Annotated in this window: 20 protein-coding genes; 8 read left to right on the forward strand and 12 right to left on the reverse strand. The window is 53.5% G+C overall.

All coding sequences use genetic code 11. The annotated features are described in order from the left end of the window. Positions 1-15: 15 nt before the first annotated feature. From BM123_RS21310 to trmB, 7 genes are all read right to left on the reverse strand, one after another. Positions 16-789, reverse strand: a complete 774-nt coding sequence (locus BM123_RS21310) for an ADP-ribosylglycohydrolase family protein (RefSeq protein WP_090172726.1) — start codon at positions 787-789, stop codon at positions 16-18. Positions 790-926: 137 nt separating this feature from the next. Beyond that, complete coding sequence (locus BM123_RS21315) at positions 927-1,886, reverse strand: ADP-ribosylglycohydrolase family protein (protein WP_090172727.1); 960 nt, start codon at positions 1,884-1,886, stop codon at positions 927-929. A 314-nt stretch (positions 1,887-2,200) separates the two neighbouring features. Further along, entirely contained in the window at positions 2,201-3,841 is a 1,641-nt protein-coding gene (locus BM123_RS21320) for an NAD+ synthase (RefSeq protein ID WP_090172729.1), read from the reverse strand. Positions 3,842-3,992: 151 nt separating this feature from the next. Next, complete coding sequence (locus tag BM123_RS21325) at positions 3,993-5,078, reverse strand: hypothetical protein (RefSeq protein WP_139212025.1); 1,086 nt, start codon at positions 5,076-5,078, stop codon at positions 3,993-3,995. Between the two features lie 262 nt (positions 5,079-5,340). Then, positions 5,341-6,819: a tetratricopeptide repeat protein gene (locus BM123_RS21330; protein ID WP_090172733.1), complete on the reverse strand. Its 1,479-nt coding sequence runs from the start codon at positions 6,817-6,819 to the stop codon at positions 5,341-5,343. A 1-nt stretch (position 6,820) separates the two neighbouring features. Beyond that, positions 6,821-7,057 (reverse strand): 4a-hydroxytetrahydrobiopterin dehydratase, encoded by a 237-nt coding sequence (locus BM123_RS21335; RefSeq protein ID WP_090172735.1) that lies wholly within the window; start codon positions 7,055-7,057, stop codon positions 6,821-6,823. 116 nt (positions 7,058-7,173) lie between these two features. Then, the gene (trmB, locus tag BM123_RS21340) at positions 7,174-7,914 is read right to left on the reverse strand and encodes a tRNA (guanosine(46)-N7)-methyltransferase TrmB (protein WP_090172737.1); all 741 of its coding nucleotides are present in this window, start codon (positions 7,912-7,914) and stop codon (positions 7,174-7,176) included. 326 nt (positions 7,915-8,240) lie between these two features. Between trmB and BM123_RS21345 the strand changes: the two genes are divergently transcribed. After that, positions 8,241-11,459: a VPS10 domain-containing protein gene (locus BM123_RS21345; RefSeq protein ID WP_090172739.1), complete on the forward strand. Its 3,219-nt coding sequence runs from the start codon at positions 8,241-8,243 to the stop codon at positions 11,457-11,459. Positions 11,460-11,987: 528 nt separating this feature from the next. Here the strand turns inward: BM123_RS21345 and BM123_RS21355 are convergent. From BM123_RS21355 to BM123_RS21375, 5 genes are all read right to left on the reverse strand, one after another. Next, positions 11,988-12,623, reverse strand: a complete 636-nt coding sequence (locus tag BM123_RS21355) for an OmpW family outer membrane protein (protein ID WP_090172743.1) — start codon at positions 12,621-12,623, stop codon at positions 11,988-11,990. A gap of 35 nt (positions 12,624-12,658) precedes the next feature. Further along, the gene (locus BM123_RS21360) at positions 12,659-13,120 is read right to left on the reverse strand and encodes a RidA family protein (protein WP_090172745.1); all 462 of its coding nucleotides are present in this window, start codon (positions 13,118-13,120) and stop codon (positions 12,659-12,661) included. Between the two features lie 216 nt (positions 13,121-13,336). After that, the gene (locus BM123_RS21365) at positions 13,337-13,792 is read right to left on the reverse strand and encodes a GNAT family N-acetyltransferase (RefSeq protein ID WP_090172747.1); all 456 of its coding nucleotides are present in this window, start codon (positions 13,790-13,792) and stop codon (positions 13,337-13,339) included. Positions 13,793-14,034: 242 nt separating this feature from the next. Beyond that, positions 14,035-16,500: a zinc-dependent metalloprotease gene (locus BM123_RS21370; protein WP_090172749.1), complete on the reverse strand. Its 2,466-nt coding sequence runs from the start codon at positions 16,498-16,500 to the stop codon at positions 14,035-14,037. Positions 16,501-16,732: 232 nt separating this feature from the next. After that, a complete protein-coding gene (locus BM123_RS21375) occupies positions 16,733-17,221 on the reverse strand; it encodes a hypothetical protein (protein WP_090172751.1) in 489 nt (162 codons plus the stop codon). A 203-nt stretch (positions 17,222-17,424) separates the two neighbouring features. On the opposite strand from BM123_RS21375, the gene BM123_RS21380 reads away from it, so the two are divergent. The 7 genes from BM123_RS21380 to BM123_RS21410 all read left to right on the forward strand — a co-directional run bounded on the left by BM123_RS21380 (position 17,425) and on the right by BM123_RS21410 (position 23,688). After that, entirely contained in the window at positions 17,425-17,775 is a 351-nt protein-coding gene (locus BM123_RS21380; RefSeq protein ID WP_090172753.1) for a rhodanese-like domain-containing protein, read from the forward strand. Between the two features lie 122 nt (positions 17,776-17,897). Further along, entirely contained in the window at positions 17,898-18,299 is a 402-nt protein-coding gene (locus BM123_RS21385; protein ID WP_090172755.1) for a rhodanese-like domain-containing protein, read from the forward strand. Between the two features lie 137 nt (positions 18,300-18,436). Next, positions 18,437-19,837, forward strand: a complete 1,401-nt coding sequence (locus tag BM123_RS21390; protein WP_090172756.1) for an MBL fold metallo-hydrolase — start codon at positions 18,437-18,439, stop codon at positions 19,835-19,837. Next, on the forward strand, positions 19,824-20,585 hold the full coding sequence (locus BM123_RS21395; protein ID WP_139212027.1) for a hypothetical protein: 762 nt from the start codon (positions 19,824-19,826) through the stop codon (positions 20,583-20,585). Before BM123_RS21390 ends, BM123_RS21395 begins: the two co-directional genes overlap by 14 nt. Positions 20,586-20,843: 258 nt before the next feature. Further along, entirely contained in the window at positions 20,844-21,683 is an 840-nt protein-coding gene (locus tag BM123_RS21400; protein ID WP_090172759.1) for a thioredoxin domain-containing protein, read from the forward strand. 30 nt (positions 21,684-21,713) lie between these two features. Beyond that, positions 21,714-22,460, forward strand: a complete 747-nt coding sequence (locus BM123_RS21405) for a carotenoid biosynthesis protein (protein WP_245748646.1) — start codon at positions 21,714-21,716, stop codon at positions 22,458-22,460. Positions 22,461-22,554: 94 nt separating this feature from the next. Continuing rightward, positions 22,555-23,688, forward strand: a complete 1,134-nt coding sequence (locus tag BM123_RS21410; RefSeq protein ID WP_090172760.1) for an FAD-dependent oxidoreductase — start codon at positions 22,555-22,557, stop codon at positions 23,686-23,688. The last annotated feature ends 471 nt before the right edge of the window (positions 23,689-24,159 follow it).

Raw genomic sequence — 24,159 nt, forward strand, 5'->3', positions numbered from 1 at the left:
CAGTCGGGGGATCTGCTACCCCACCTGCAACGCCCGCTCAAACTTCCCCACCACATCAATAAACTCATTCGGCAGGAAGGCATTCATCACCTCCTCCAGCGCCGGGTCAATGCCGCCATAGAAAGCTTCTGCGATGCAGCCCGCCATGGCCGCTTGCGTATCGGTGTCTCCGCCGAGGGAAACGGCCAGGCGGATGCTGTCCACGAGATCTTTTGAATCCAGAAAGGCGATGATAGCTTCGGGAACGGAGCCGGCGCAGCTTACGTCGAAGGCGTAGTCGGGCCGAATTTCCTCAATCGTCCGGCGGAGGTTGTAACCAAAGGTTTGGCTGACGTACTGGCGGATGTCTTCCTTACCGCCGCCCTGCCGGGCGAGGAAGATGGCGGTAGCGATGGCCTGGGCTCCCTTCACACCTTCGGGGTGGCCGTGGGTGGGCATAGCCGTGGCTTTGGCCTGGGCGAGCACCGTTTCGAGATCGTTGTAAAGCCAACCAACGGGGGAGACACGCATGGCGGAGCCGTTGCCCCAGCTCGTGTACTCTTCTTCCAGCTCATCCCGCATCCATTTGCGGAAGGTGCCGCCGTAGCCAGCGTCCGGGTAGCGAAGGGCGTAAGTCTTGATGGCTTCACCAAAATCTTCCTGATGCAGGATGGCGTCAGCGATGGCGACCGTTAGCACCGTGTCATCGGTGAATTGACAGTCCGTAGTGAAGAGACTAAAGTCATAGTCTTTAGCGCCGCCGCGTTCGAAACGACTACCGATGATGTCTCCGAGAATAGCTCCTTTCATAATAGGTGAGTTAGGGATTAAATGATAATGGTGGACGATTAATTTAAGGGAAGGGTTGCGTAGAGAACAGCATCTTTGGCGCGGCCGCAGGATGCCGGGCCTGGCTCCCGTTGGGGAAGAGCAATGGGAGAGAGGCGTCAGACCTTATACACTCCTGCTAACCGGTTGCCCAGCTCAATGATGTCCTCCCGTCGGGCGAGCGCAGCGAGCCAGTTAGCGGGGATGCTCTCCACGCCGTAGAGCAAGGCCGCCGGCGCGCCCGCTACGCAGGCGGTGGTGTCTGTATCCCGGCCCAGATTCACGGCCTTCAAAACGGTATCCCGGTAATCCTCCGCATTAAAGAGGCACCAGAGTGCTGCTTCAAGACATTCTACGACGTAGCCACTCCCCTGCACCTGCGTCCGCGCCAAAGTGGAAAAGTCCGCCTTGATGAGCGTTGCTAACGCATCCAGCTCCTCGATCGGCAGGTTGGCCACCACCAGGAAATCCAGTAATTCCCGACGGGCAAATTCCAGTGCTTTTTCCTTCGTTTCTTTATGGATGAGGTGCGCACAAAAGCGCAGGTACAAAAAGCAACAACAAGCCGAACGAATGTGGCCGTGCGTCAGGGCAGAGTGCTGCCAGATCGGGGCTATCCACTCCGTCACGGGCTTATCCCGGAGGTAGGCGTAAAGCGGAAATATGCGCATCAGCGCACCGTTGCCATTGTCACTTTCCCGGGCAGATTCGTGGAGGGTAGGGAGCTCAGCTTCCCGGCCGTCCCGTAGCAGGGAGCTCAATTTATCAATGGACTGCTGCGTCGTCATCCCGATATCGAAAATCTGATGCTCCGGTGTCCAATACCCGTGTTCTTTATAATTGATCAGTCGTTTCGCCTGATCCACCAGGTCAAACTTTCCCGTCGCCAGGCTCTCCGCCAACCCGAAGGCCAGGCTACTGTCGTCCGAAAAATAGCCCGGCGGCTGATTGTAGGTGCCGTAGCCCCGGATGTCAGTTACCGGGTTTTTGTCCAGCTCGTCCCGAGACTGAAATTCTACGGGCACGCCGATGGCGTCGGCAACGGAGAGGCCGAGAAGGGCGGTGGTGATGGGGTTCATGGGGATGTGGTATTTGAAAAGTTTGCAGTTAAAAGACTGTAGGGTCTGAGCAAATAAGACTGCCCGCGCATCCGGTTAATCAGTTTTCTAAGCCAAAAGGTTATCAACTACTCAGACATTAGCAATAACGTCGGTTTAAGGCCGCGATTATTAATATTTGAGTACCAAAGAACAGTCGACAGGCAGCACCGATCTACTCTTTGTGCACTCTGTGTCTTTGTGTATTCTGTGTCCAAAAAGGCCGAAGGCCACCCTAAAAGCGAAGCGATCTTTTACGTCCAAAAGGCAAAGCTGTCTACAGGCGCGAAGCGCGTCTAATTCAAATACTTCGCCACAATCGGCATCCGCCGGCCCATCCCGAAACTCTTCTTACTCACCCGCAACACGGGTGCTGTCTGGTAGCGTTTGAACTCATTGATATTCACGAGGCGGAGGGTCCGCTTGACCAGCGCTTCGTCGAAGCCCATTTCAATAATGTCCTGCGGAGATTTAGTCAGCTCGATGTACTGATACAGTACGGCATCGAGTTGGTCGTAGGGCGGCAGACTGTCCGAATCAAACTGATCGGGCTTCAGTTCCGCGCTCGGCGGCTTGGTGATGATGTTTTCGGGGATGACTTCGCCGTCCTTATTGATGTAGCGGGCCAGTTCGAAACACTCCGTTTTGTAGACATCGCCGATCACACTCAGTCCACCACACATATCTCCGTATAGGGTGCCGTAGCCAACGGCCATTTCACTCTTATTCGAAGTGTTCAGAAGGATGTTGCCGAACTTGTTACTGAAGGCCATGAGGAGCATTCCGCGGGCGCGGGCCTGCAGGTTCTCTTCGGCCAGACCTTCGTCTTTGGCCCAGAAGTGCGGCTTCAACACGTCCATGTAGGTGTTGTAAATGTCTTCGATCGGAACGATGTCGTATTGGCAACCCAGGTTCTGTGACAGCTCCCGGGCGTCGTTCACGCTGTGAGCGGAGCTGTACTGGCTTGGCATCAGGATACAACGGACGTTGTCCGGCCCCAGCGCCCGTGCCGCCAGCACGGCAACCAGCGCCGAATCGATCCCGCCACTAAGGCCCAGGATGGCTTTTTTGAAGCCCAGCTTGCCGAAGTAATTTTTGATGCCCATCACGATACCGTCGTGGATAAGGGCGATTTTTTCCTTCGTTTGCTCACCGGAAACGTTCTCTTTGTTGTCAACCTCTTCCGTGTTATAAATGCGCATCCCTTCTTCAAAGTAGGGCATTTCATCAACCAAAGTACCATCGGCACTCAACACGATGGAGCCTCCGTCGAAGAGGACCTCCGTTTGGGCACCGACGTGATTGACGTAGTACATCGGCAGGTTGTAACGCAGGCAGTTGGCCTGCATCACCTCAATGCGGTTTGCGGCGTGATTGTAAGCAAACGGACTGGCCGATACATTGATGATCATATCCGGATTATGCTCCATCATCTGATCCATCGGATTGATCTTGTAAAGCGGGTTTTCGTTGCCGACGTTCCAGCTGTCTTCACAGACTACCAGCGCAATCGTCTTATCCATATAACGAACCACCCCCCACTCGTGAGCGGGCTCAAAGTAGCGGTACTCATCAAAGATGTCGTAGGTAGGCAGCAGGGTCTTGTGCTGCACTTTCTGTACCCGGCCGTTAGCCAGGAAGTAGGCACTGTTGTATAAATCCTTTCCTTCCACTACGGGGTTGCGGCTAACGGAGCCTACTACAATGGCAATACCCACTGCAGCCTTAGCCAATTGCTGAACAACGGCTTCTGCCCGGTCAATAAAATCATCAAACTCCAGAAAATCCCGTGGCGGATAGCCAACGGTAGCCAGTTCGGGGAAAACGACAATGTCTGCTTTCTGCTCTTTTGCTTTGGCAGTAAATTCCAGCATTTTCGCCAGGTTGGCGTCGAAGTTTCCTACGTGGACATTTATTTGGGCGAGGGCAATGTTCATGGCAGTTATCTATTTGGTAAAGCAAAGATAAGAGTAGTTTGTTTAAAAAACAAACTAAGTAATCAGAGTATTGTATTCCCTGACGTGACCATTGACGGTCTGGAGCCGGATTCTATGCCAAAAACTTAGCTTGTACTACAATAGAGTTGTTTTAAAACTTAATCTGGTACCCCGCCGAAACGAGCAAAATGTTTCCTGGTTGTCGCTTAATCTGATTGGGCATGTGCTCGTAGGAAAGCCCGAAGAGGTAACTGCCTTTTCTTACCCTTAGGCCACTGCTTAGCAGGAAATAATTGTTGGAGAAAAAACTGTTGAAACTGGAGGAGAAGGCATTATAATTGCTAAGCCCCCCCGTTACCTGAACGGAAAAATCTTCGGTGAGAACAGGGCTGTAGCCGATGGAAAAGTTACCCTTCAACATGGACTGGCCGATGTTAGAGGTTTCTTCCCAACGGAAGGAGTGATAGACGTAGTCCAATGAAAAGATCATTCCCAAACGACGTAAACGGTTGGTGAAACGTGCCTCTACCTGATAGCCCGCGGAGAATGATAGCTGACGCTCATCGTAGTTCATGTCCCGGATATTCAGGTTCCCGATCCGGCCAAAATGATCAAAACTCACAATGCCACCGATGCGGTTTCGGTCCATGCTCAGGTCATCAATGTTTTTACAACGGGAGTAGGTGTCCAGCACCCGCATGATGTCGCCATCGTTAAAGTCGGCTCGTCGGGCCAGGTATAGGGCGGCGGGGCAGTCGCGCACGAAGAATTTAAGCTTGTTACGAAAGCGGCTGGGGTTAGCGTGCAATCGCTCATAGATGAGAATGGAGGTAAGCTCCAGCGGAAGCTCAATTTCCCCTTGCCGCAGGAGGTAGAGATAGCTCTCCATACCCAGCGCTTTAGAGTTGTATTCGTTACCCGCCAGGTTTACGCGTATCAGTTGAACCGTTCCATCGATGAGGACTTCACCAAACCGACGGGTCATCCGGACTTCTCCGTTCTGGCCGGGATCCGGGATTTCAACATCAACCGCACGGAAGCGACGGTTACTCTTAGCAAAGAGGTACTCACGCACCGCACCGGGGCCTAACTTTTCCACCTTTTCGTCAGAAAGGCGACGGAAGGAAATAGCCCGACCCATTTCCATCGGGGTGTTTTTTTTCAAATCAACCTCTATGCGACTTCCGTCCTGAAGCAATACCAGGTCATTGGCTACACTGTTTCGTTGAGCGGACAAGGCCAAACATAACAGTACGCACAGAGCTACTGCGGGTAGTCGAATAAGCATAAGTAGTTGAATCTGGTGAATGTGTAAAGACAGCTATTAAGGTAAGCTATTTCTTTAACTTGGCTTCTACACACTCAGCAATGATTCAAGCAGTCGGCGAACGGCTTACCCTGACCGTCAGCCCAATACCCGGGGAAGGAAGGGGCAATCCGTCGGCTGGTCTAAGAGATTGTGAAAGAGGAATACTTTTTTTACTCCTAAGCGAGGCTTACTACCGCACCCGGTCAAGCCCTGCTTTCGCCAGCATGTGTAAGCCTGTTTTATATTCTGCGGGGGAGATGTCCAGGCAGGTCTCGAAATAGGCCCGGGCTCTGGCCTTATTGTTTCGGTTTTCCTCAATCAGCCCGGCCTGAAGGGCTGATTTACAGGCGTAGAAAGCGGGGTTGTCCCGGCCCTGTTGGATCGTTTTACCATAAAAGGAGAGCGCCCCGTCGTAATCTTTCAGTCCGTCAAGTACCCGCCCGGTCCGGTACAGGTATTCCAGCTGTTCGGTAGGGTGCAGGTCATTGGGTTCGATGGCGTCGAGCTGGGCGCGGGCGCGGGTGCAATAATTGCCGTCGAAGAGAAGCCGGGCACGCAGTAAGCCAGGCTGTGGCGCGCGTTCGCGCGCCGCTTCCCGCACGGCATTTTGGTCGCCTCCGGCCTGGCTGCCACCCGTAATGGCTTCCATGGCCCGGGCGTAACCGTCCAGGTCATCATCCAACAGGTAAGACCAGGCAATCTTCTGCTTGGCCTCTTCCTTAAAATGCCGCCCTGTGTACCGAATGTTGAACGACTGAAAATGAACCCTTGCCGCCGGGTCCAGCGTCCGCAGCTTGGCCAGGCCAAGCATAAAATCGAGGTAGGGGAAGTCCGCTGCCGCTCCGCCACGGGGCTGAGCTTCCAGTAACTTTAGGGCTACGTCATTCTTCCCGTTGCGCATTGCCAGGTTAGCCAGAATAAAGCAGTGAACGGGGTTCTCCGCCGGATTAAGACCCAGCGAATTGATCTTCTGATAAGCCAGTTCTGGCTCTCCGGCCAGGTGGAGCTCAAGGAATGCGTAAAGAACTTCGGTCTCCAGGTGGAAGGGGCTGTCCGTGGCCGTCAGAGCTAACTCCATCTCCTCCCGCCCTTCAGCGATGGTACCACTAAGGCTGGAAAATAACTCAACGCCCCACTTGTATTGCGGTGGAATGGACCCGACAGCAGCGTGCAACAGCCCGAGGTTTTTATAGGTCAACAAAAAATCGGGAAAATCCTTAGCGTTCTGCCGCAGAAGCTTGTTGGCTTTGTTCAGTTCCCGGAAGGCGGAGAGATGTCGCTCAAAACGCAGGTCGATCAGACTGCGGTGCAGCCGCGCCTCCGCCAGGGCATAATTGTAGTAGGGGGAATCTTGGTCACCGTCTTCGAGGGCGTCAATACGCCGCTCAAAACGGGCCTCGAGTTTGGCGTCGATTCGTTCGTTACCCTTGAGGTAAAGCCGGAAAAAATCGATGTAGCTCTCCAGGTGATAGGCCACCAGGTTTGTGGGCGTTGTGCTGCGTAGTGCATCAATGTCCGCCTGCGCACCGTCCAGTTCCAGGCGCATCACCCGCTCATAGATGGCATTTGCCTGCGGCGTAAAGTCGTAGAAGTACTCACTGTCGGTACCTGCATACAGGCCGGTCAGCGAACTACTGAAAACGAAAAAAAGGAAGAGTAGTCGGTACATATTATTCGTAGATCCGATCGATAACTGCCGCAAGATTGCGGTCCTTATCAGTGACAGTATTACCTGCATCGTGTGTGGTCAGTCTGATGTTGACCCGGTTATATACATTGGTCCATTCCGGATGATGGCCTGCGGCTTCGGCGGCAAAGGCCACGCGCGTCATGAAGGCAAAGGCCTCGGTGAAGTCGCTAAATTGGAACTCGCGCTCCAGCGCGTTATTATTTTCGGTCCAGGCCATTTTGATTCAGTGGGGGATTATTCTCCGCAAAAATACGGCTTCCGCTAATAGGACGCTCCCCGATGAGACGAATGGAGCTTGATTTCACGCTTACTTAACGTTTTTAGCACGACATCTCAGATTTCGAAACCCGGAATGCCTTTCCCGCCAATAATATCCACGCCTGGCACAAATGAGAATTGGGTATAAGTAATTGTTTTCCCCAGCCCCTTGTGCAGCTTTTCGTAGTAAGTCTCCGTGCTTAGCTCCGGAATGTAGAGGGGCTTGGAGTAAATGTCATGATCGTGGTAAAGCACCTTTATGGCAGGTTGTTGGGCAAAGGTTTCCTGGGTCCATTCGTAGAGGTCGCGGCTGTCCGTCTTGAGGTGAACAATACCGTCTTCTTTCAGAATATGACGATACTGCTTCAGGTAACGAGCGGCCGTCAGCCGACGATTTTCCTTTCCTTTTTTCAGGAAAGGATCCGGGAAGGTGATCCAGATTTCATCCACTTCGCCCTTTGCGAAGAAGGTGGCGATGATTTCGATGCGCGTGCGCAGGAACGCAGCGTTATCCAAACCTTCGTCTTGAGCGATGTTAGCCCCTTTCCAGATGCGGGCACCTTTAATGTCTACACCGATGAAATTCCGGTCGGGATACTGTCGTGCCAGGTCAACGGTATATTCGCCGCGCCCGCAGGCCAGCTCCAGTGTGATGGGCTTGTCGTTGCCGAAGTGGGCTTTGGCCCACTGGCCTTTGCGCTCCACGATTTGACCGCCCTCACCAACCAATTTAGGGTTCTTGGGGTCGAAGTTCTCATAGACGTTGCGCATTTGCAGGATCTCGGCAAATTTCTGCAGCTTGTTTCTGGTGGACATGGTGGCCGTTTATCTTTTGGGGCTGCAAAGATACGCGGCGCGGACGCAGGTGCAAGGGGATGTTTTTTGAGCAGGGTTTGTCGAATTCCGGTGGAAACCAGTGCTGTGTTACGAAGCTCTACGAGCTACGATGCTATTTGTCAGCTCGTAGAGTTTCGTAACGCAGCACCGACTTTAGTCGGACAATGCGTGCCCCACACCGCTCCCCAACCTCTCCCTTGCACCTGCGTTCGCGCCACCTGCTTTGTCAGAACATTGTTAACGATTGTCGGTTATGGCCTGCGTATCGTACTTTTCACGTCCTAATCTAACCACCCCCATTCATCATGAGAGCACTATTTTCCTGCCTTTTTCTGCTATTTGCAGCGAGCCTGTCGGCTCAGGACACCCCCGAAACCCTCGGCGGCTTCCAACTCCGGAACGTTGGCCCGGCCTTCGTTTCCGGCCGAATTGCGGACATCGCCGTTCACCCCAAACACGAAAATACCTGGTACGTCGGTGTAGCTTCCGGCGGCGTCTGGAAAACCCAAAATGCCGGTATTACCTGGGACCCCATCTTTGATAACCAGAGTTCCTACGCCATCGGCTGTATCACCATCGATCCGAATAACCCGGCAACGGTTTGGGTAGGCACCGGCGAGAATGTTGGTGGTCGCCATATCGCCTACGGCGACGGTGTTTACCGCAGCAATGATGCCGGTAAGAGCTGGAAGAAAATGGGACTGCCCAACTCGGAGCACGTATCAAAAATCATCGTTCACCCAAGCAATAGCGACATCATCTGGGTTGCCAGCCAGGGCCCGCTTTGGAGCAGCGGCGGCGATCGTGGCGTTTTTAAGTCTACCGACGGTGGCGAAACCTGGAATCGTACGCTCGGGAATACCGAATGGACCGGTGCCACTGACCTCATCATGGACCCCCGCGATCCCGACCTGCTCTACGCTGCTACCTGGGATCGCCACCGTACCGTAGCGGCCTACCTCGGCGGCGGCCCCGGCTCCGGTATTCATCGCAGCCGGGACGGCGGCGAAACCTGGGAGAAACTCACCTCCGGGATTCCGAAGTCGAACCTCGGTAAGATCGGCCTGGCCATCAGCCCGCAACAACCCGACGTCGTCTATGCCGCCATTACTCTTGATCGCCGCAAAGGAGGTGTCTTCCGTTCCACTAATCAGGGCTCCAGCTGGACAAAAATGTCCGACGCAGTCTCCGGCGGTACCGGCCCTCATTACTACCAGGAACTCTACGCTTGCCCCCATAACTTCGACCGTCTTTACCTGATGGACGTCCGCATCCAGATAAGCGAAGATGGCGGCAAAACCTTCCGCCGAATGAAGGAAGAACGCAAGCACAGCGATAACCATTCCATCAACTTCCGCGCGGATGACCCGAACTACCTGCTGATCGGTACCGACGCGGGTATCTATGAAAGCTTCGATCTGGCCGAAAACTGGCGTTTCATCGATAATATGCCCATCACGCAGTACTACAAAGTGGCCGTTGATGACCGGGAGCCCTTCTACCACATCTTTGGGGGTACGCAGGACAACGGTTCCCACGGAGGCCCCAGCCGGACCGATTCCCGCGCCGGCATCCGTAATGGTGACTGGTACAAGACCCTTGGTGCGGACGGGCATCAATCAGCTACCGAGCCTGGAAACCCCGACATCATCTACGCCGAAAGCCAGCAGGGCGGCCTGAACCGGATTGACCTTAAAACCGGTGAACCCGTCAGCGTTCAGCCTCAGGCCCGGAAGGGAGATCCCCACGAGCGCTTCAACTGGGACGCCCCGATCGTCGTCTCCAGCCACGACCCCAAGCGGCTCTACTTCGCCAGTTACCGCGTCTGGCGCTCCGATAGCCGGGGCGACGACTGGGAACCGATCAGCGGTGACCTGACCCGTAACGAAGAACGCATCGCCCGCCCCATCATGGGCGGCATCCAGAGCTGGGACAACCCCTGGGACATCTACGCCATGTCTAACTACAGCACCATCACTTCGTTGGCGGAGTCAGAAGTGGACGAAAACATCGTCTGGGCGGGTACTGACGATGGCATCATTCAGGTAACCACCGATGGCGGCAAGAACTGGAACAAAATGATGGTTTCCAAAATGCCCGGCGTTCCCGAGCGTGCCTTTATCAATGACATCAAGGCTGACAAGTACGACGCCAACACCGTCTACGTCTCGCTTGATAATCATAAAGAAGGCGATTACACACCTTACCTTTTCAAGAGCACGAACCTCGGCAAAAGCTGGACCTCACTGCGGGCTAACCTGCCGGACCGCAATCTGATCTGGCGGCTGGTACAGGACCATGAAGAAAAGAACTTGATGTTTATCGGTACGGAAAACGGGATTTACGTGACGATGAACGGCGGTAATGACTGGAAGAAACTGGCCGGAAGCCCGACGATTCCTTTCCGCGACCTCGCCATCCAAAAGCGGGAGAACGACCTGATTGGAGCCAGCTTCGGGCGTAGTTTCTGGGTGCTGGACAATTATGCACCGATGCGGGAAATGACCGTCGGTACGATGGAAGACGAGGAGGCAGCACTGTTCTCAGTCCGTGATGCCTGGTGGTATTCCCCCCGCAACAATGATCCGGGCGTAGGCGCGAACCAGTATGCGGCGGAGAACCCGACTTTCGGAGCGGTCTTCACCTACAATATCAATACGGAATTTGAGAGCATGGCCTCCGCCCGGAAGAAAGCGGAAAAAGAGGCTATGAAATCAGGTAAGTCGCTCACGTTCCCCGGTTATGAAGCGCTGGATAAGGAAGCAGCAGAGCGTAAGCCCAAGGTTTGGTTTACGATCAAGGATGCCAACGGTAACGTGGTGCGTACATTTAGTGAGCCGCTGAGAAAAGGTTTGCAGCGGACTTCCTGGGACCTACGCCTGGCCCCTACCTGGCCGGTACGGCCGGGAACCCGTGGCGGCGGTGGCCGCCGCCGCGGCGGTGCGATGGCCGCACCGGGCCAGTACACCGTATCTATGAGTAAGGAAGTGGGCGGTAAAATCACGGCTCTGGCCGGTCCGGTGAGCTTCAATGTCAAGCCGCTGCACACGCCAACCATTAAGGGAGGAGACCCGGCTACTTTTGCTGCTTACCGTGACCAGGTAAAAGCCATTCAGGACGATATGGCTAAAGGCGAAGAAATGCTCAGCGACCTGAGCAAGCAGGTGAAGGCTATGGAGTCTGCCCTTAGCCTGGCTTCCATCGAGCCGGGTGCTCTGCATGAGCAGGTTTACGCGTTGAGTAAAGAGGTCGCGGACATGGAACGTAAACTGAATGGTAGCCCCAGCCGGGATGCCGTAGGGGAGAAAGCGCCGCCTTCGGTGAGCGATCACTTCTTCGCCGGCTACCGCGGCCTGTCCACCACTTACGGACCGACCCCCAACCAGAAGCGTAGCCTCGGTATCGCCAAGGACATGATTGCTGAGATCATGCCGATGGTCAAAGCCCTTAGCGGAAAGCTGCCTGAATTGCAAACGCAATTGCAGAAAGCCGGGGCGCCATATATCCTGGGAACAGGGGAGTAGCCGTCTTAGTGCTGGTGGTCTTACAGGCTACCGCATTTTGTAGGCGAAACAGCTTTTGCTTCCATGTAATTGAGCGGTCAGCACGTAGCAATCAGGTAATATTAGCCTGAGTGCTGCGGGCTGACCGCTTTTTTTACGGGGTATATTGGCTTTGGAAGCTCACTATTTTAACAGGTCCAGATGAACACTTTTTAAACCGTTCTCTTTTCTCAGCTTGCTTCTGATGTCCATCCATATTCCAGCCATTATTGGTCCTGGAGTTGAGGTGCTGTCTTTCCTTGGTTTATGGTATAGAGGCCTGATTCCTGTTTCCAGGAGAGCTTTCTGCGCAAGTTCATTCTGAGTAAATTTATGCCAGCACGCCATTTTTATCAGCCAATATTGGCTTCAATAATAGCTTGCCGTGCGTAACATGCTTAGTCTTTTTATTAGTTTCATAGTGGTCTAGTAGATGCTAATAAACTATAAGGTTTTTCTGAGATCTATGCCTGCCTTTATTCTATTTAAACATCAAGAAGGCTTCGTATCCTAATTGGTTCTCTTTTTCCCAATCTTAACCCCCACCGAAAGCCCTAAGTAACTCTTGTCTACTGTTCCGACGATGGTGCTATCTGGCAACTTCAGGTCCGTTTTGGGCATGAAATTATATTCGATGCCAAGTCTCAATTTATCGGACTCCACCCCTCCTCTTAGAAGCAGACCGACTTGGTTATTGACCCCAATTTCAAAGATGCCCTCGGATGGATCAACCGGGACAATGCGGGAAGCTTCTACGTAGGAACCCGATATGTAGTAGCCAACGCCCGCCCCCACGTAAGGACGGAAATTATTCACTTGCTTTAAGTAATGGTCATAGGTTGGTACAACGGAGATGACTCCATTGTCGCTACGTTGGTCATCTTCGTTCCGGTTGACGATGAACTGAAAGCTATCATAGTTTTCAATGGTCTGGGTGTTTAGGGTAATTCCGATTCTTAGCCCGACAACCCCGTTTTTAGAAAACCGATGCTTAGGCTCCAGATGAAGGAAGAGGCCTAATCGTTCCGCATCGAAAAGCCCGACGAGGCCGGTTTCTATGGCTAAGGTCGTCGGGTTGCTTTCCTGCGCCGGCAGGCGGAAGGGGCAGAAGAATAAAAGGGTTAGTATGATCAGGCTTTTGGGCATGGTTGGACTTCTCGGGCGAATAAGTTAGTCCTTTTTTATTGCCTTTTAATCGTAAACGAGGCGGTTAACCCAACACTAAAATTCCGTGGAAGCTTATGCACCCCGAATATGGCCCGTGAATGCTCACCTTTTGTGCCCAGAATTTTCACGAACAGATCAGATGCACCGTTCACTACCTTGGGAGACTCGTCCCAGTTTTCACCTGACTGGAAGTAAGCATCAATATGATTTAAGCCCGTAATTCTTTCAAATCCAACCTTCTTATTTATTTGTGCTAAAACATTCAACGCGCATAGCTCCATAGCTTTGTACCCTTCTTCCGTTGAAATTTCGTTTCCTAATCTTCCCTGGTACCTGTATTCTTCGTTCCAGATTGGAAACTGAATCGCGATGTAGGCTATATTCTCCACAATATTTACGGATTTATAGCTGCCTCCGGGGGTGGAAGCATCTGGAAGTATATATCCGTGTTCTTTCAAATTTTCTTTTGGTGTCATTTCTCTTTTCTAATTGTTTAGTGGGGGCCTCATAAAGCAATCAATACGCCTTGTTTGAGGCGCTGATTTGATGATACACGCTTCCTCATTCTTCACAATCGCTCGCAAATAAACAAATGCTTTTGCCACCATCCAGTACCTGAAGCAGGTATGCTTAGATGAAAAAAGAGGCTTGTCTCCGACTATTGTGGCAGCAATCTGGCGCAAGTCACGCTCTTATGCCTGCCCCACGGTCTTCTCCATACAAACACTATTGTCCATCCCCGCATACTGCCCATAGTTCGGGACAACCTGATAGCCGCATTTCTCGTAGAGCCGGATGGCATAGGGCTGTCGCTTGCCGGTTTCGAGGAGGCAGCGGGTGTAGCCGAGTTCGCGCGACCAGGCTTCCAGTTCGTCCAGCACCTTCACGGCGATTCCTTGCCCGCGGGCGGCCTCGGCGGTGAACATTCGTTTCACCTCCATCGTCGAGTCGTCGTAGGCCTTGATGGCGCCGCAGGCAATGGGGCTGTCTCCCTCGTAGGCCATCACGACATGCTTGATCGCATCAAGGCCATTGTATTGGTGGTAAAAGTCGTGTTCGTCTTCATCGGTCACGGCCAGGTGGGCGTCGAGGGCCCTGACGAGGGCGCGGAAGTCTTCACTGCTGTTGTCGGTGCGGATCAGTTTCATAAAGACAAAATTAAGGAAGCGTGCTGAAACCCATTGCTCCTCCAACCCTCTTTGCATCCTGCGGCCGCGCTGAAAAAGCTTTCCGGCTAAAGCCGGTGCTGCGCTACGAAGCTCTGCGAGCTGCCTCATAGACACTTTGCCGACTTCTGTGTGCTCTCTGTGTTCAAAGCCGCGCAGCGACAGAGCGGCAGCCTCCAACACCTCCAAAATGCGGCAGCCTACCAAGCTACAAAACTACCAGGCTAATGAAAACCCCCACACCCAATTGGAGATCCATCCGGCAACTTCGGCGCAGGACTGATTTCTACACTCCTTGGGTCCGTTAAAAACTGATTGATCGTTACGCTCAGGTAATGGTCGTGTACTTCAATCGGTGTCAGGTTGTTGGCATTGCTGAGCGGTCCTAACATCTGACGAAGCTTAGAAAAAGCGACCGATCTTACCCGTTCACTGATGTCTTTATTGGCCGCTAGTTGGATCAGATGAGCAACAAATCTTTTGTCGACCATCATCGCCAATTCCAGAGGGAACCTGTTAGTAGTGTTCTTTCTCACGTTCCGGTTAACCTCAATGCGGATTGTTTCCAGATAATCTTCCAGACTCGGGTATCCGCCAAGGGGGCCAAGGGCCGCTTGCTCCGCTATTCTTGCTAGACGGTGCGGATGAAGCAGGAAAGTAAACGTATTGTCGGCGGCTGACTGCGCCATCGCCAACGGATCAAAACCACCGCCATTCTGCGTGCTGAACAGCTCTCGGTTGCGGGAGTAACCCATCGCGGGTGGTGGGATGAGGCCACTTAATTTACCATTAAACCCTAACGTAGAGGGGCTAAGAGTCATAAGCAGTGCCTGGGTGGCGGCCTTTTGTTCCTCTATCGAAACGGGTCTCACCCGTGGTGATACTTGCTCACCACGCACCCCATAATCATAGTGATACCCACCAATCATCTTAGCGACAGCCTCCACCTGGTAGCGATGCATGAGGTAAACGGGTACGAAGACCGATTCCAACTCGGAGAGTGGCATCCCAACCGGAATATTCGCCTCCGAGAAATTGTCAAGCGCATGTTTACGCAACGCAAGCAGACGATTCATCTCGACGATGGGGCTCTCGCCATTGTCCCACAAGTGAGCATCGGGCTGGGAGCTGCCCTGCGGCCGGGCGTCGGAGTCGCTGATGTAGCGTAAGCCTTTGGCCTGGTTCTCGGCCAGGATTTTTTGCAACTCGGCGGCTTCGTCAGCGCCTTCGGGGAAATCGCTGTAGCCATACTTGATGGTCTGCTTGTCCCACTCACCAATGCCAACGGCGTAGGCCTGGCTGAAGTCTACTTCGCCATCTTTGAGCGTAATGTAGGGGTGGGGGTAATCCATCACGGAAGCGCGGTTGTTCGTTGAGGCCGCAAAGTTGTGCGCCAGACCGATGGTGTGGCCCACTTCGTGGGCGCTGAGCTGCCGCAGTCGGGCGAGGGCCATTTCCTCTAGTCGCGGATCGGGCGTTGTGCCGTCTTTGCCGTAGGCTTTGATCAGGCCCTGAGCGAGGAGAAAATCCTGTCGAACGCGCAGGCTGCCGAGCAGTACGTGTCCTTTGATGATCTCGCCGGTGCGCGGATCAGTCACCGAGCTGCCGTAACTCCAGCCCCGGGTGCTGCGGTGTACCCAGTTGATGACGTTGTAGCGCACGTCCATCGGGTCAGCGCCTTCGGGTAAGACTTCTACCTGGAAAGCATTTTTGTAGCCAGCGGCTTCGTAGGCCTGGTTCCACCAGCGGGCGCCTTCGAGGAGGGCAGATTTTACCGGCTCCGGCGCACCCCGGTCGAGGTAGTAAATGATGGGCTCCACGGGTTCGCTCATAGCGGCACTGGGGTCTTTTTTCTCCAGACGGTGACGGGGAATAAATCGCTTCACGAGCGGTTGATCAATGGGCGTTGCGTAGTCGGCGTAGCTGCGGGCATTATAACCGGAGCGGGGGTCGAAGGCGCGGGGTGTGTAGTTGTCATCGGGGAGTTCCACGAAGCTGTGGTGCATGCGTAGGGTGAACGCGCCGCTGGTGGGGGTTACGCTTCGGAGCTGGCGGCCGGTGGCTTCTCCGGCAAAGGTGATGCTGGCTTCGAACTCGCTGTTTTTTGGGAAATTCTTCGTTTTAGGGAGATAAACCGCACTGCGGCTGGCGTCGATTTTGTAGCTGCCCTGTTTGTTGCGCTTCAGGCGGCTGATGACGCCGTGGGCATCGGTCAGGAGCATTGGCGTGAGGTCAACGAGCACCCGGTCGCCGGTTTTGGCGGCGACCTTAAAGCCGGCCAGGGTAGACTGGGCGAAGGCGTCGCGAACGCTGGCCACCTCGTCCGGGTTATCGCTGATGGCCCGGTAACCGAGGTTACGCTGCCGCAGCATTACCTGCGGCCCCACCCGATCAAAATACACGACGCGGGTATTGCCGAGCTGGTTACGATCCAGGCCAATATCGTTGCTGCCCAGGCCGGCAGCAAGGCTGTTGACGTAGAGGAACTCCTCGTCAAAACGGTCAATTTCGAGGTAGATTTTGCCGGCATCATCGTCCCAGTAAAAATCGAAGTAGCCGTCCTTTTTGTCCATCCCCGCGATCTTCGCTTCAATGGTGGGCGTCTTTTTCGTAGCGGTGTTTTGGGCGCTGACGCAGGTGCAGGGAAGGAGGATTAGGGAGCAGAGTAGGGTGTAGAAAACGGTTTTCATCCAGCGGGGCTTTTGTTGGGCTGGAAGATAATGCGGAATTGTCGAATACGTCAAGAACCAGGTGGAGACGCTGTGCGTCGATCGCGAACGGGGCCGAAGGCTCCCGGAGCGTGTAGGTGCGGTAGCTTTTTTCGCCTGGGTCCCGTTACACGGTCAAAATCGCTTCGCTCCCTTGCCCGGCTCGACGCATAGCGTCTCCACCAATGTTTCTCAGTAGTTCTATAAATATGGGCTAATTCGAGTCCCGCTTCGGAGTCGATATTCCCAGCCCGATACCCAGCACCGTCGGCACCTCCTTTGCATGGTTTACGGTGTTTTTCTTCGTGGGTACGAAGAAGTTGAAACTGAATTCACTCTCCGTATCGAACACAATCAGCTGGTGCCCCAGGTGGATGACCCGGGCTTTGGCGATTTCGGTGGGAAAGTCAGTCGGAAACTCCAGGTGTAGGTCAAAGCTGCGGCGCATACCGCCGTCGGAGACGAAGTTGAAAACAATGTGTTCGTATCCCCCTTTTTCCACGAAGTTTACCTCGCTGATGGTGCCGATTTTATCGAAAGCCAATGTGGCTTTATTGGGGTGGACTCCTTTTTTTGCGTTAGTGTTTGCGATGACGGTCGAGAAGTCAGTCGTTTCTGTGCTCGCTGCTCCGCGGGTGTTTTGACTCCAGATCAGGCTCGTTGCCAGCATGAAGCAGAGTAGGGTAGTGATGTACGCTTTCATAAAGGATAGTTTTATTTGAATATTGACTCGCTGAGTATGGGGTAGTCCTGATTTGCCCCTGTGTCTTCGTTTATAACGCACCGCCCATGATTCATTGTTCGCCCGCCAGTTTTTAAGACCCGGCACCCGGTTACCTCGCACCCCTCCACTCAACCCATCATTTCCCCAAACCGTTACCTTAGTGTAACGATAAAACTGTCTCCATGACCGAAGGACCTCCCGCCTGCCCCATCCCCCGCTGGCAGCTGCTCAAACAGCAGCTCAATAACGTGGGCCCCGCCGAGTTTGACCGCCTGCGCGCGCAAGCCGCTCCGGGAGCCGTGATCGACGTTCGCTCAGAAGAAGAATTTGCCGCCTTCCACCTCGACGGCGCCGTGAACTACAACTACCTCGGTCCTGACTTCCTCGAACAGATGGATGCTCTTGATCCCAATCAGGAATACCTCGTCTACTGCCGCAGCGGCCGCCGCTCCGTCCGGGCCTGCACCCTGATGCGGAACGCCGGCTTCGAAAAGCTCATCCACCTCGACGGAGGCATCAACGCCTACGAATAACGATCAAAGACCAGAGCAGGCGGTCGGGTCGATAATCCAGGCCGGGATTTCGGTCCGGACGCTCAGAACACACTCCCTGAAGCAGGACGCTTCCACCAACATCCACTAAACAGCAAAACACGATGAAAATTTTCCTCCCCCTGCTCTTATCCGTCTTCCTTTGCACCTGCGGTAGCGCCCCCGCCACGTCTTCCACCGATGACGCTGCCACCCAGCAGACACGCTCCGTCTATGAAGATCTTTCACCCGAAGAGTTTGCCGAAAAAATCGGTGATCCCAACACAGTCTTGCTCGACGTGCGTACCCCCGGCGAAACCGCCCGCGGTGTCATCGATGGCGCGCTGGAACTTGACTACCGCTCCCCCGAATTCGCTACCCAGCTCCAGGAGCTGGACCCCACCAAAACCTACCTCGTCTACTGCGCCTCCGGAGGCCGCAGCGGCAAAGCCTGTAAAATGATGGATGAGCTCGGTTTCAATAAATCCTATAATTTGGTGGGGGGATATTCGGCTTGGGTGAAATAATTGGCAGGTTCCAGCACGCGGTAGCCTCCAACGCCTACCTCGCCTCCAACTTGCGGTAGCCTACAAGACCATAAGACCACAAGACCACAAGACTACCAAAGACTTTCCCTACCTTGCCCACAAAGTAGACTCTCTCCATGCAAATTCAATTCTGCGGCGCCGCCCGCGAAGTTACCGGCTCCGCCCACCTGATCACCTTAGACGACGGTTATAGAATTCTCCTCGATTGCGGCCTCTACCAGGGGCGAAGTAAAGAGATGCAGGAGTTCAACGAGAATTTCATTTTTAAGCCGGAGAGCGTCGATTGCCTGGTGCTCAGCCACGCCCACATTGATCATACGGGGAGAGTGCCCAAGCTGGTGAAAGACGGTTTTCGGGGAGACATCTATGCTACCCACGCCACGCGTAGTCTCTGCGCGATCTTACTCCTGGACTCGGCCTTTATTCAGGAACGGGACGCAGAATACTATAATAAAAAGTACGGCAAATTCGGTAAATCGAAGAAGCCACTCTATACGCGTAAAGACGTCAAGCCGGCCATGGAGCGCTTCGTCGGCCTGCCTTACGATCGCTGGGAACGCATCCACCCCAACGTCGAGATTTTGTATCGCGACGCGGGCCACATCCTCGGCAGCGCCAGCGTAACGCTGCGTATCAAACGTGCGGATGGCCGCACGACGACCGTCGGCTTCACCGGAGACATCGGCCGCCCCAACCGCCCCATCCTACGGGATCCGCAGCCGATGCCGGAGTGTGACTACATCCTCTGTGAATCTACCTACGGTGACCGGGAGCACGAGCTGAAGCCCAACGAGATGGAGAAGTTCCTCAACATCGTAAAGAGCACCTGTGTGGATAAGGGCGGAAAACTGCTCATCCCTGCCTTCAGCGTAGGCCGTACGCAGGAGATCGTGCACATGCTCGATCAGCTGGAGTCCGCTGGTAAACTGCCCAAGATCAAAGTTTTCGTAGACAGCCCGCTGGCCGTTAACGCCACCACCGTTTTCGGGGCACACCCCGAATGCTACGACGCCGAACTGCAGGAGTATATGCTGACGGACGACAACCCCTTCGGCTTCAACAGTCTGACCTACATCCAGGACGTCAAGGAATCCAAAGCCCTCAACTTCCTTAAGGGCCCGGCCATCATCATCTCCGCCTCCGGCATGATGAACGCTGGCCGTAGCAAACACCACCTGCGCAACACGATGGGTAGCCCGAAGAACACCATCTTCATCGTCGGCTACTGTGCCCCCCAAACACCCGGCGGCAAAATCCGTGACGGGGCTCCGGGCCTCAAACTCTACGGAGAATACCATGAGCTGAGAGCCGATGTCGTGATTATGGACAGTTTCTCCGCCCACGGCGACCAGTCCGAAATGATCGACTTCCTCGACAACCAGAAGAAGACCTGCAAAAAAGTCTTCCTCGTTCACGGCACCATCGACCGGATGGAAGCCTTCGGCGGCGCACTGGAAGAGCATGGCTTTAAAGGATGGGCTGCGCCGAAGTTGGAGGAGGTGATTGAGATTGAATAATGGTTTGCCAATCATAGCATCGGGCGGCTGGGGTGAGAAGCTCCTGCTCCGAAAAATGGTTGCGCAGCAAACCTTTTGCTTGCTGGTGCTCTTTGCCTTGATTACGGGCTGTTCTAGAACTGATCGCAGCGGTGTCCCAGCGTATTATGCTTCCTCTGATCATTCTTCCGGCGTAATTGTCTTCCAGGATTCCATCAAAGTAGCAGCGCCTGTCTTTGTGAGTGGCTTGACGATGGATACAAGAGAGATGCTTCCGGGCACTATTCTAGAACTTCCGCATCCGTTTTCGCATTACGATATTTCGCTGGAGTGGTTTCCGGATTCAACTATCATTCAGGTAGGGGAAGCAAGGTATGCTACCTACCGGATGGAGATGAAGCGGACCCGATGGGATTCGATAATTATACGACAGAGAGTTGTATCCAGGCCATCTGCCATAATTTCCATGATCCGGATTGACCAAAGCGGGAAGGTTGAAATATCGGGTAAGTGGAAGAAGGGATGGCGGGATTGTTCTCCGATATTAAAGCTGTCAAATGAGTCACTGCTGACCGAATTAGACTATCTCTCAACGAAGACTTTTGATGTGGTTTTTTCGGGAGATTCGGACAGCTTAACTTACCTAACCGTGGAAAAGTGCGTCGGTGGAAATTGCGACTTATTCGAGGGCGACGAAATAGCCGTTAATTACTTTTTGCTTCAGCGGTTTTTGGGCTCGCCGGGTGAGTTTTTGGGGTGTGGTGGGTAGGTTTTTGCTTTGAGCATAATTATAAATATCTTGCACACTGTGGCAAAGTGTTACACTGGCCATTAACTCTATTGACACGTTCCTTGCTTCAGGCTATTACCAGGCTTTATTGAGTAGGAAGTTAGTTTCCTTCTTTAGGGCTTTCCTGGCCTTGTATTGTGAACTCACTGTGATCAGGCTACTGTCTAAATGGTTTCTCTGATGTGTTCAATATGATTGTTATTTCTAACTCCTAGCTATACCTTATAACAATAACTTATGCGACGGTCTCTATTATTTTTATGCTTGTTTTTATTTACCACCCTCTCCGCCCAAACCCTTTTCACCCGCCTCGACGTAGACTCGGCCAGTGACATAGCGGCGGCGAAAGGCACCTTCGTCATCCTTGATTTCTATGCCGACTGGTGCGGCCCCTGCAAAGTCATGGACGAAAAGGTATGGTCCCTGGATACAGTGCAAGCCCTGCAAAACCAATTCGTCAACGTTCGCATCGATGCCACTAACCCCAATACGACACTAGACAAGTACGGCGTGAAAGCACTGCCGACCCTCATCGTACTGGACGCTAACGGGAAGGAGTATTACCGCCGCAAGGGCTATATGACAAAAGAGGATGTACTAACATTATTCCACCAGTTCCCACCTAATATGCAGGCGGCTTATGCTGCGGACTATCTGGTGAAGGAACAGCCGGATGCTTTTAATACCTATTTCATGCTCGCCCGTAATTACCAGGAGGCGGCGCGGCAGGCTTCCGGAGCGATTGCCAGTCAGCTGGCGGGGGCGAGTAATAAGGGCCTGGAGCAAGCCCAGAAAATCCTCTCCAAGAAAAGTACCACGCCAGAAAGCCTGATGGAGCGCCTAAGTCTGATGGAAGCCGAAAACCTGCTGCTGAAAGGCCGTGCCAAAAAAGCACTGAAACTGATGGCCAGCCTCAACGAAGAGCTGAACCCCAAGAACGAAGCATTAGCCTGTTACATCAAAGCACAGGCCTATCGTAAAACCAACCAACCGGAACTGGCGGGGGAGTGTTACGACCTGCTGCAGGAAGCAGCCGATAACGAGGTATTTGTGGCTATGTACAAGAAGAAGCAATAGTCGCTGTTTTCTTGAACCTTCGGTCGCTTAGTGTGTCCTACCAACATCAATCAATCCCAAGGCCACATCGAGCAGCAGCAGACGATAACCGGAGCATCTTCTTTTGATCGCTACTTATCTTATTTCCTCATCTTCGCCTTCAGCAGCGGAGCCCTGGCCCACTGCCTGCCCGCCGTGCTGCCCATCACCCAAGTGACGACGGATGGGCTACTCTTCGTCCTCAACGGACTCGTCCTCTACGCCATCTATCGCGCCAACCAGGACAAGCGCCTGTTCGTCTGGCTGGCTATTGCTTATGTTTTTACCTTCATCATGGAAGCCCTTGGCGTCGCAACCGGCGCCATCTTTGGCGAATATGCCTACGGGCCAACGATGTGGTTCCAGTGGCTGGGCGTCCCCTTCGTTATTGCGCTCAACTGGTGCGTGCTTACCCTGGCCTGTAATGAGGTCATCATCCGCCTTTTTTCCAAAAAAGCGAAAGCCGAAGCGGCCCAATCAGGTATCAAATATCGCATATCCCATATCGCATATCCTCTGTTAGCTGGTGTCCTCACCGCCGCCTACGACGTCCTCATCGAGCCCGTCGCCATCAAGTTGGACTACTGGCAGTGGGCCGCCGGAGACATCCCCCTGCAAAACTATCTCGCCTGGGCGGCGATTGCCTTCGTGATCTCTCTTCCCTTGCATCTGCTTAAGATCCGCTTCCGCAGTCCGGTATTACTGGTCTACTTCCTGGCGCAGCTGTTTTTCTTTGTGGTGCTTAACTTCATGCTGTAGAGATGAAAAAATATTGTGACAAAAAACGCGAAGCGTTTTCCCAAAGCTCCTCCCCCGTGGGGAGGGGTTGGGGAGAGGGCTTCCACAAAAAAGAATGATTACCCACTACGACATCGCCATCCTCGGCGCCGGCCTCGCCGGCCTCAGTACGCTTTACCACCTGGGTAAGGCCGGGCATCTGGCGGGGAAGTCCGTCGTACTGGTCGATCCGGAAGGACGCAAGGAAGCTCATGACCGTAGCTGGTCCTTTTGGGAAGAGGGCGCCGGGCCTTTTGAAGAGCTGGTCTACCACCGCTGGCAGAAGGTGACGCTGCACAATCAGACGAAGAATCTGAATTGCGAGATCAGCCCCTACGAATACAAGCTCATCCGCAGTACTGAGTTCTATGCCCACGTTAATGCTTACCTCGATACCTCGCCGAACCTGGAGCGACGGACTTCCCTCGCTACGGAGGTACAATCCGATGGAGAGCAGGTAACCTTCCGGCTGGGCGAAGAACAATGCTCGGCTTCCCTTGCTTTTTCCAGTCTTCCTTTGCACCTGCGTCCGCGCCAGATCAAACAACCTTACCTCGACCAGCACTTCCGGGGGTGGTTCGTAGAGACGGAAGAAGACATCTTTGATCCGACTACCGCTGCTTTGATGGACTTCCGAACGCCCCAGCACGGCGAAAGCCGATTTTGCTACGTCATGCCCTTTACGCCGCGGCGGGCACTGGTGGAGGTGGCCATTTTCAGCAATGAGCACCTGACAACGGAAGGCTATGACCATATCCTGAAAGAATACATGGCAGCGCATTGGACGAGTGATTACCGCATTGAGCACACCGAAGGCGGAAATATTCCCATGACGACTTATCCCTTTCCGCTCCGCAAGGGTAACCTTATATATATAGGTATGCGCGGTGGCGCTACCCGACCGTCTACGGGCTACACTTTTTATGCGCTTCAACGACAACTGACGCGCCTGGCGCAGACATTCCCCGATTTCAATAAACTTCCTCCCTGGCCTTCCCGCCATATTCAGTACGATGCGACGCTTTTGCGCATCCTGCAGGACGGTAAACTTAATGGCGCTGAACTCTTCGTTGATCTTTTTGCCGGTAATCCGCCGGAGAGAGTATTGGCCTTCCTCAACGGGGAGACATCCATCTGGCAAGAGTTGCAGTTGATGTCAACGACCAATATCCCGGTTTTTGGTTCCACCTTTGTTCGTGAGCTATTCTGATGGAATCAATGCGCTCAACGCTGACTTAGCGCCTGTGCAAGATAATCGGGCGCGGCCGCAGGATGCAATGGAGCGTTAAGAAGCAAAAAAAGATTCCTGCAAAAAGCTGGTTACCAGAGGAGTGATGAAATATGATTCTTTCTTTTGAAAGAAAACTATTCAAGTCCTTGCACGTTTACAATACTGCGCCCTATCTTTGCGCCCCGCGATTGAGAGATTATCGCCTTACCGTCCCGCCTTTTTAAGGCACGGGTCGTTTCCCACCAGACCATTACATCTTCTTGTTTTTATTCTTCAGTAATGACTGAAGATCGGAGCAATCTTCGCTCCGGGATCAAAAAGAAAGACCGTCTGTTTTCTTCCGCTTAAAAGCACAGAAAAGAAAGTTTAAAATACTTTCCAAAAGTGTTGCAGGAATGAAAGAGGTGGATGTACCTTTGCGGCCCCGCAAACGAGTGGGGTTAATGAGAG

Source organism: Neolewinella agarilytica, from assembly GCF_900110645.1.
Taxonomy (GTDB): Bacteria; Bacteroidota; Bacteroidia; order Chitinophagales; family Saprospiraceae; genus Neolewinella; species Neolewinella agarilytica.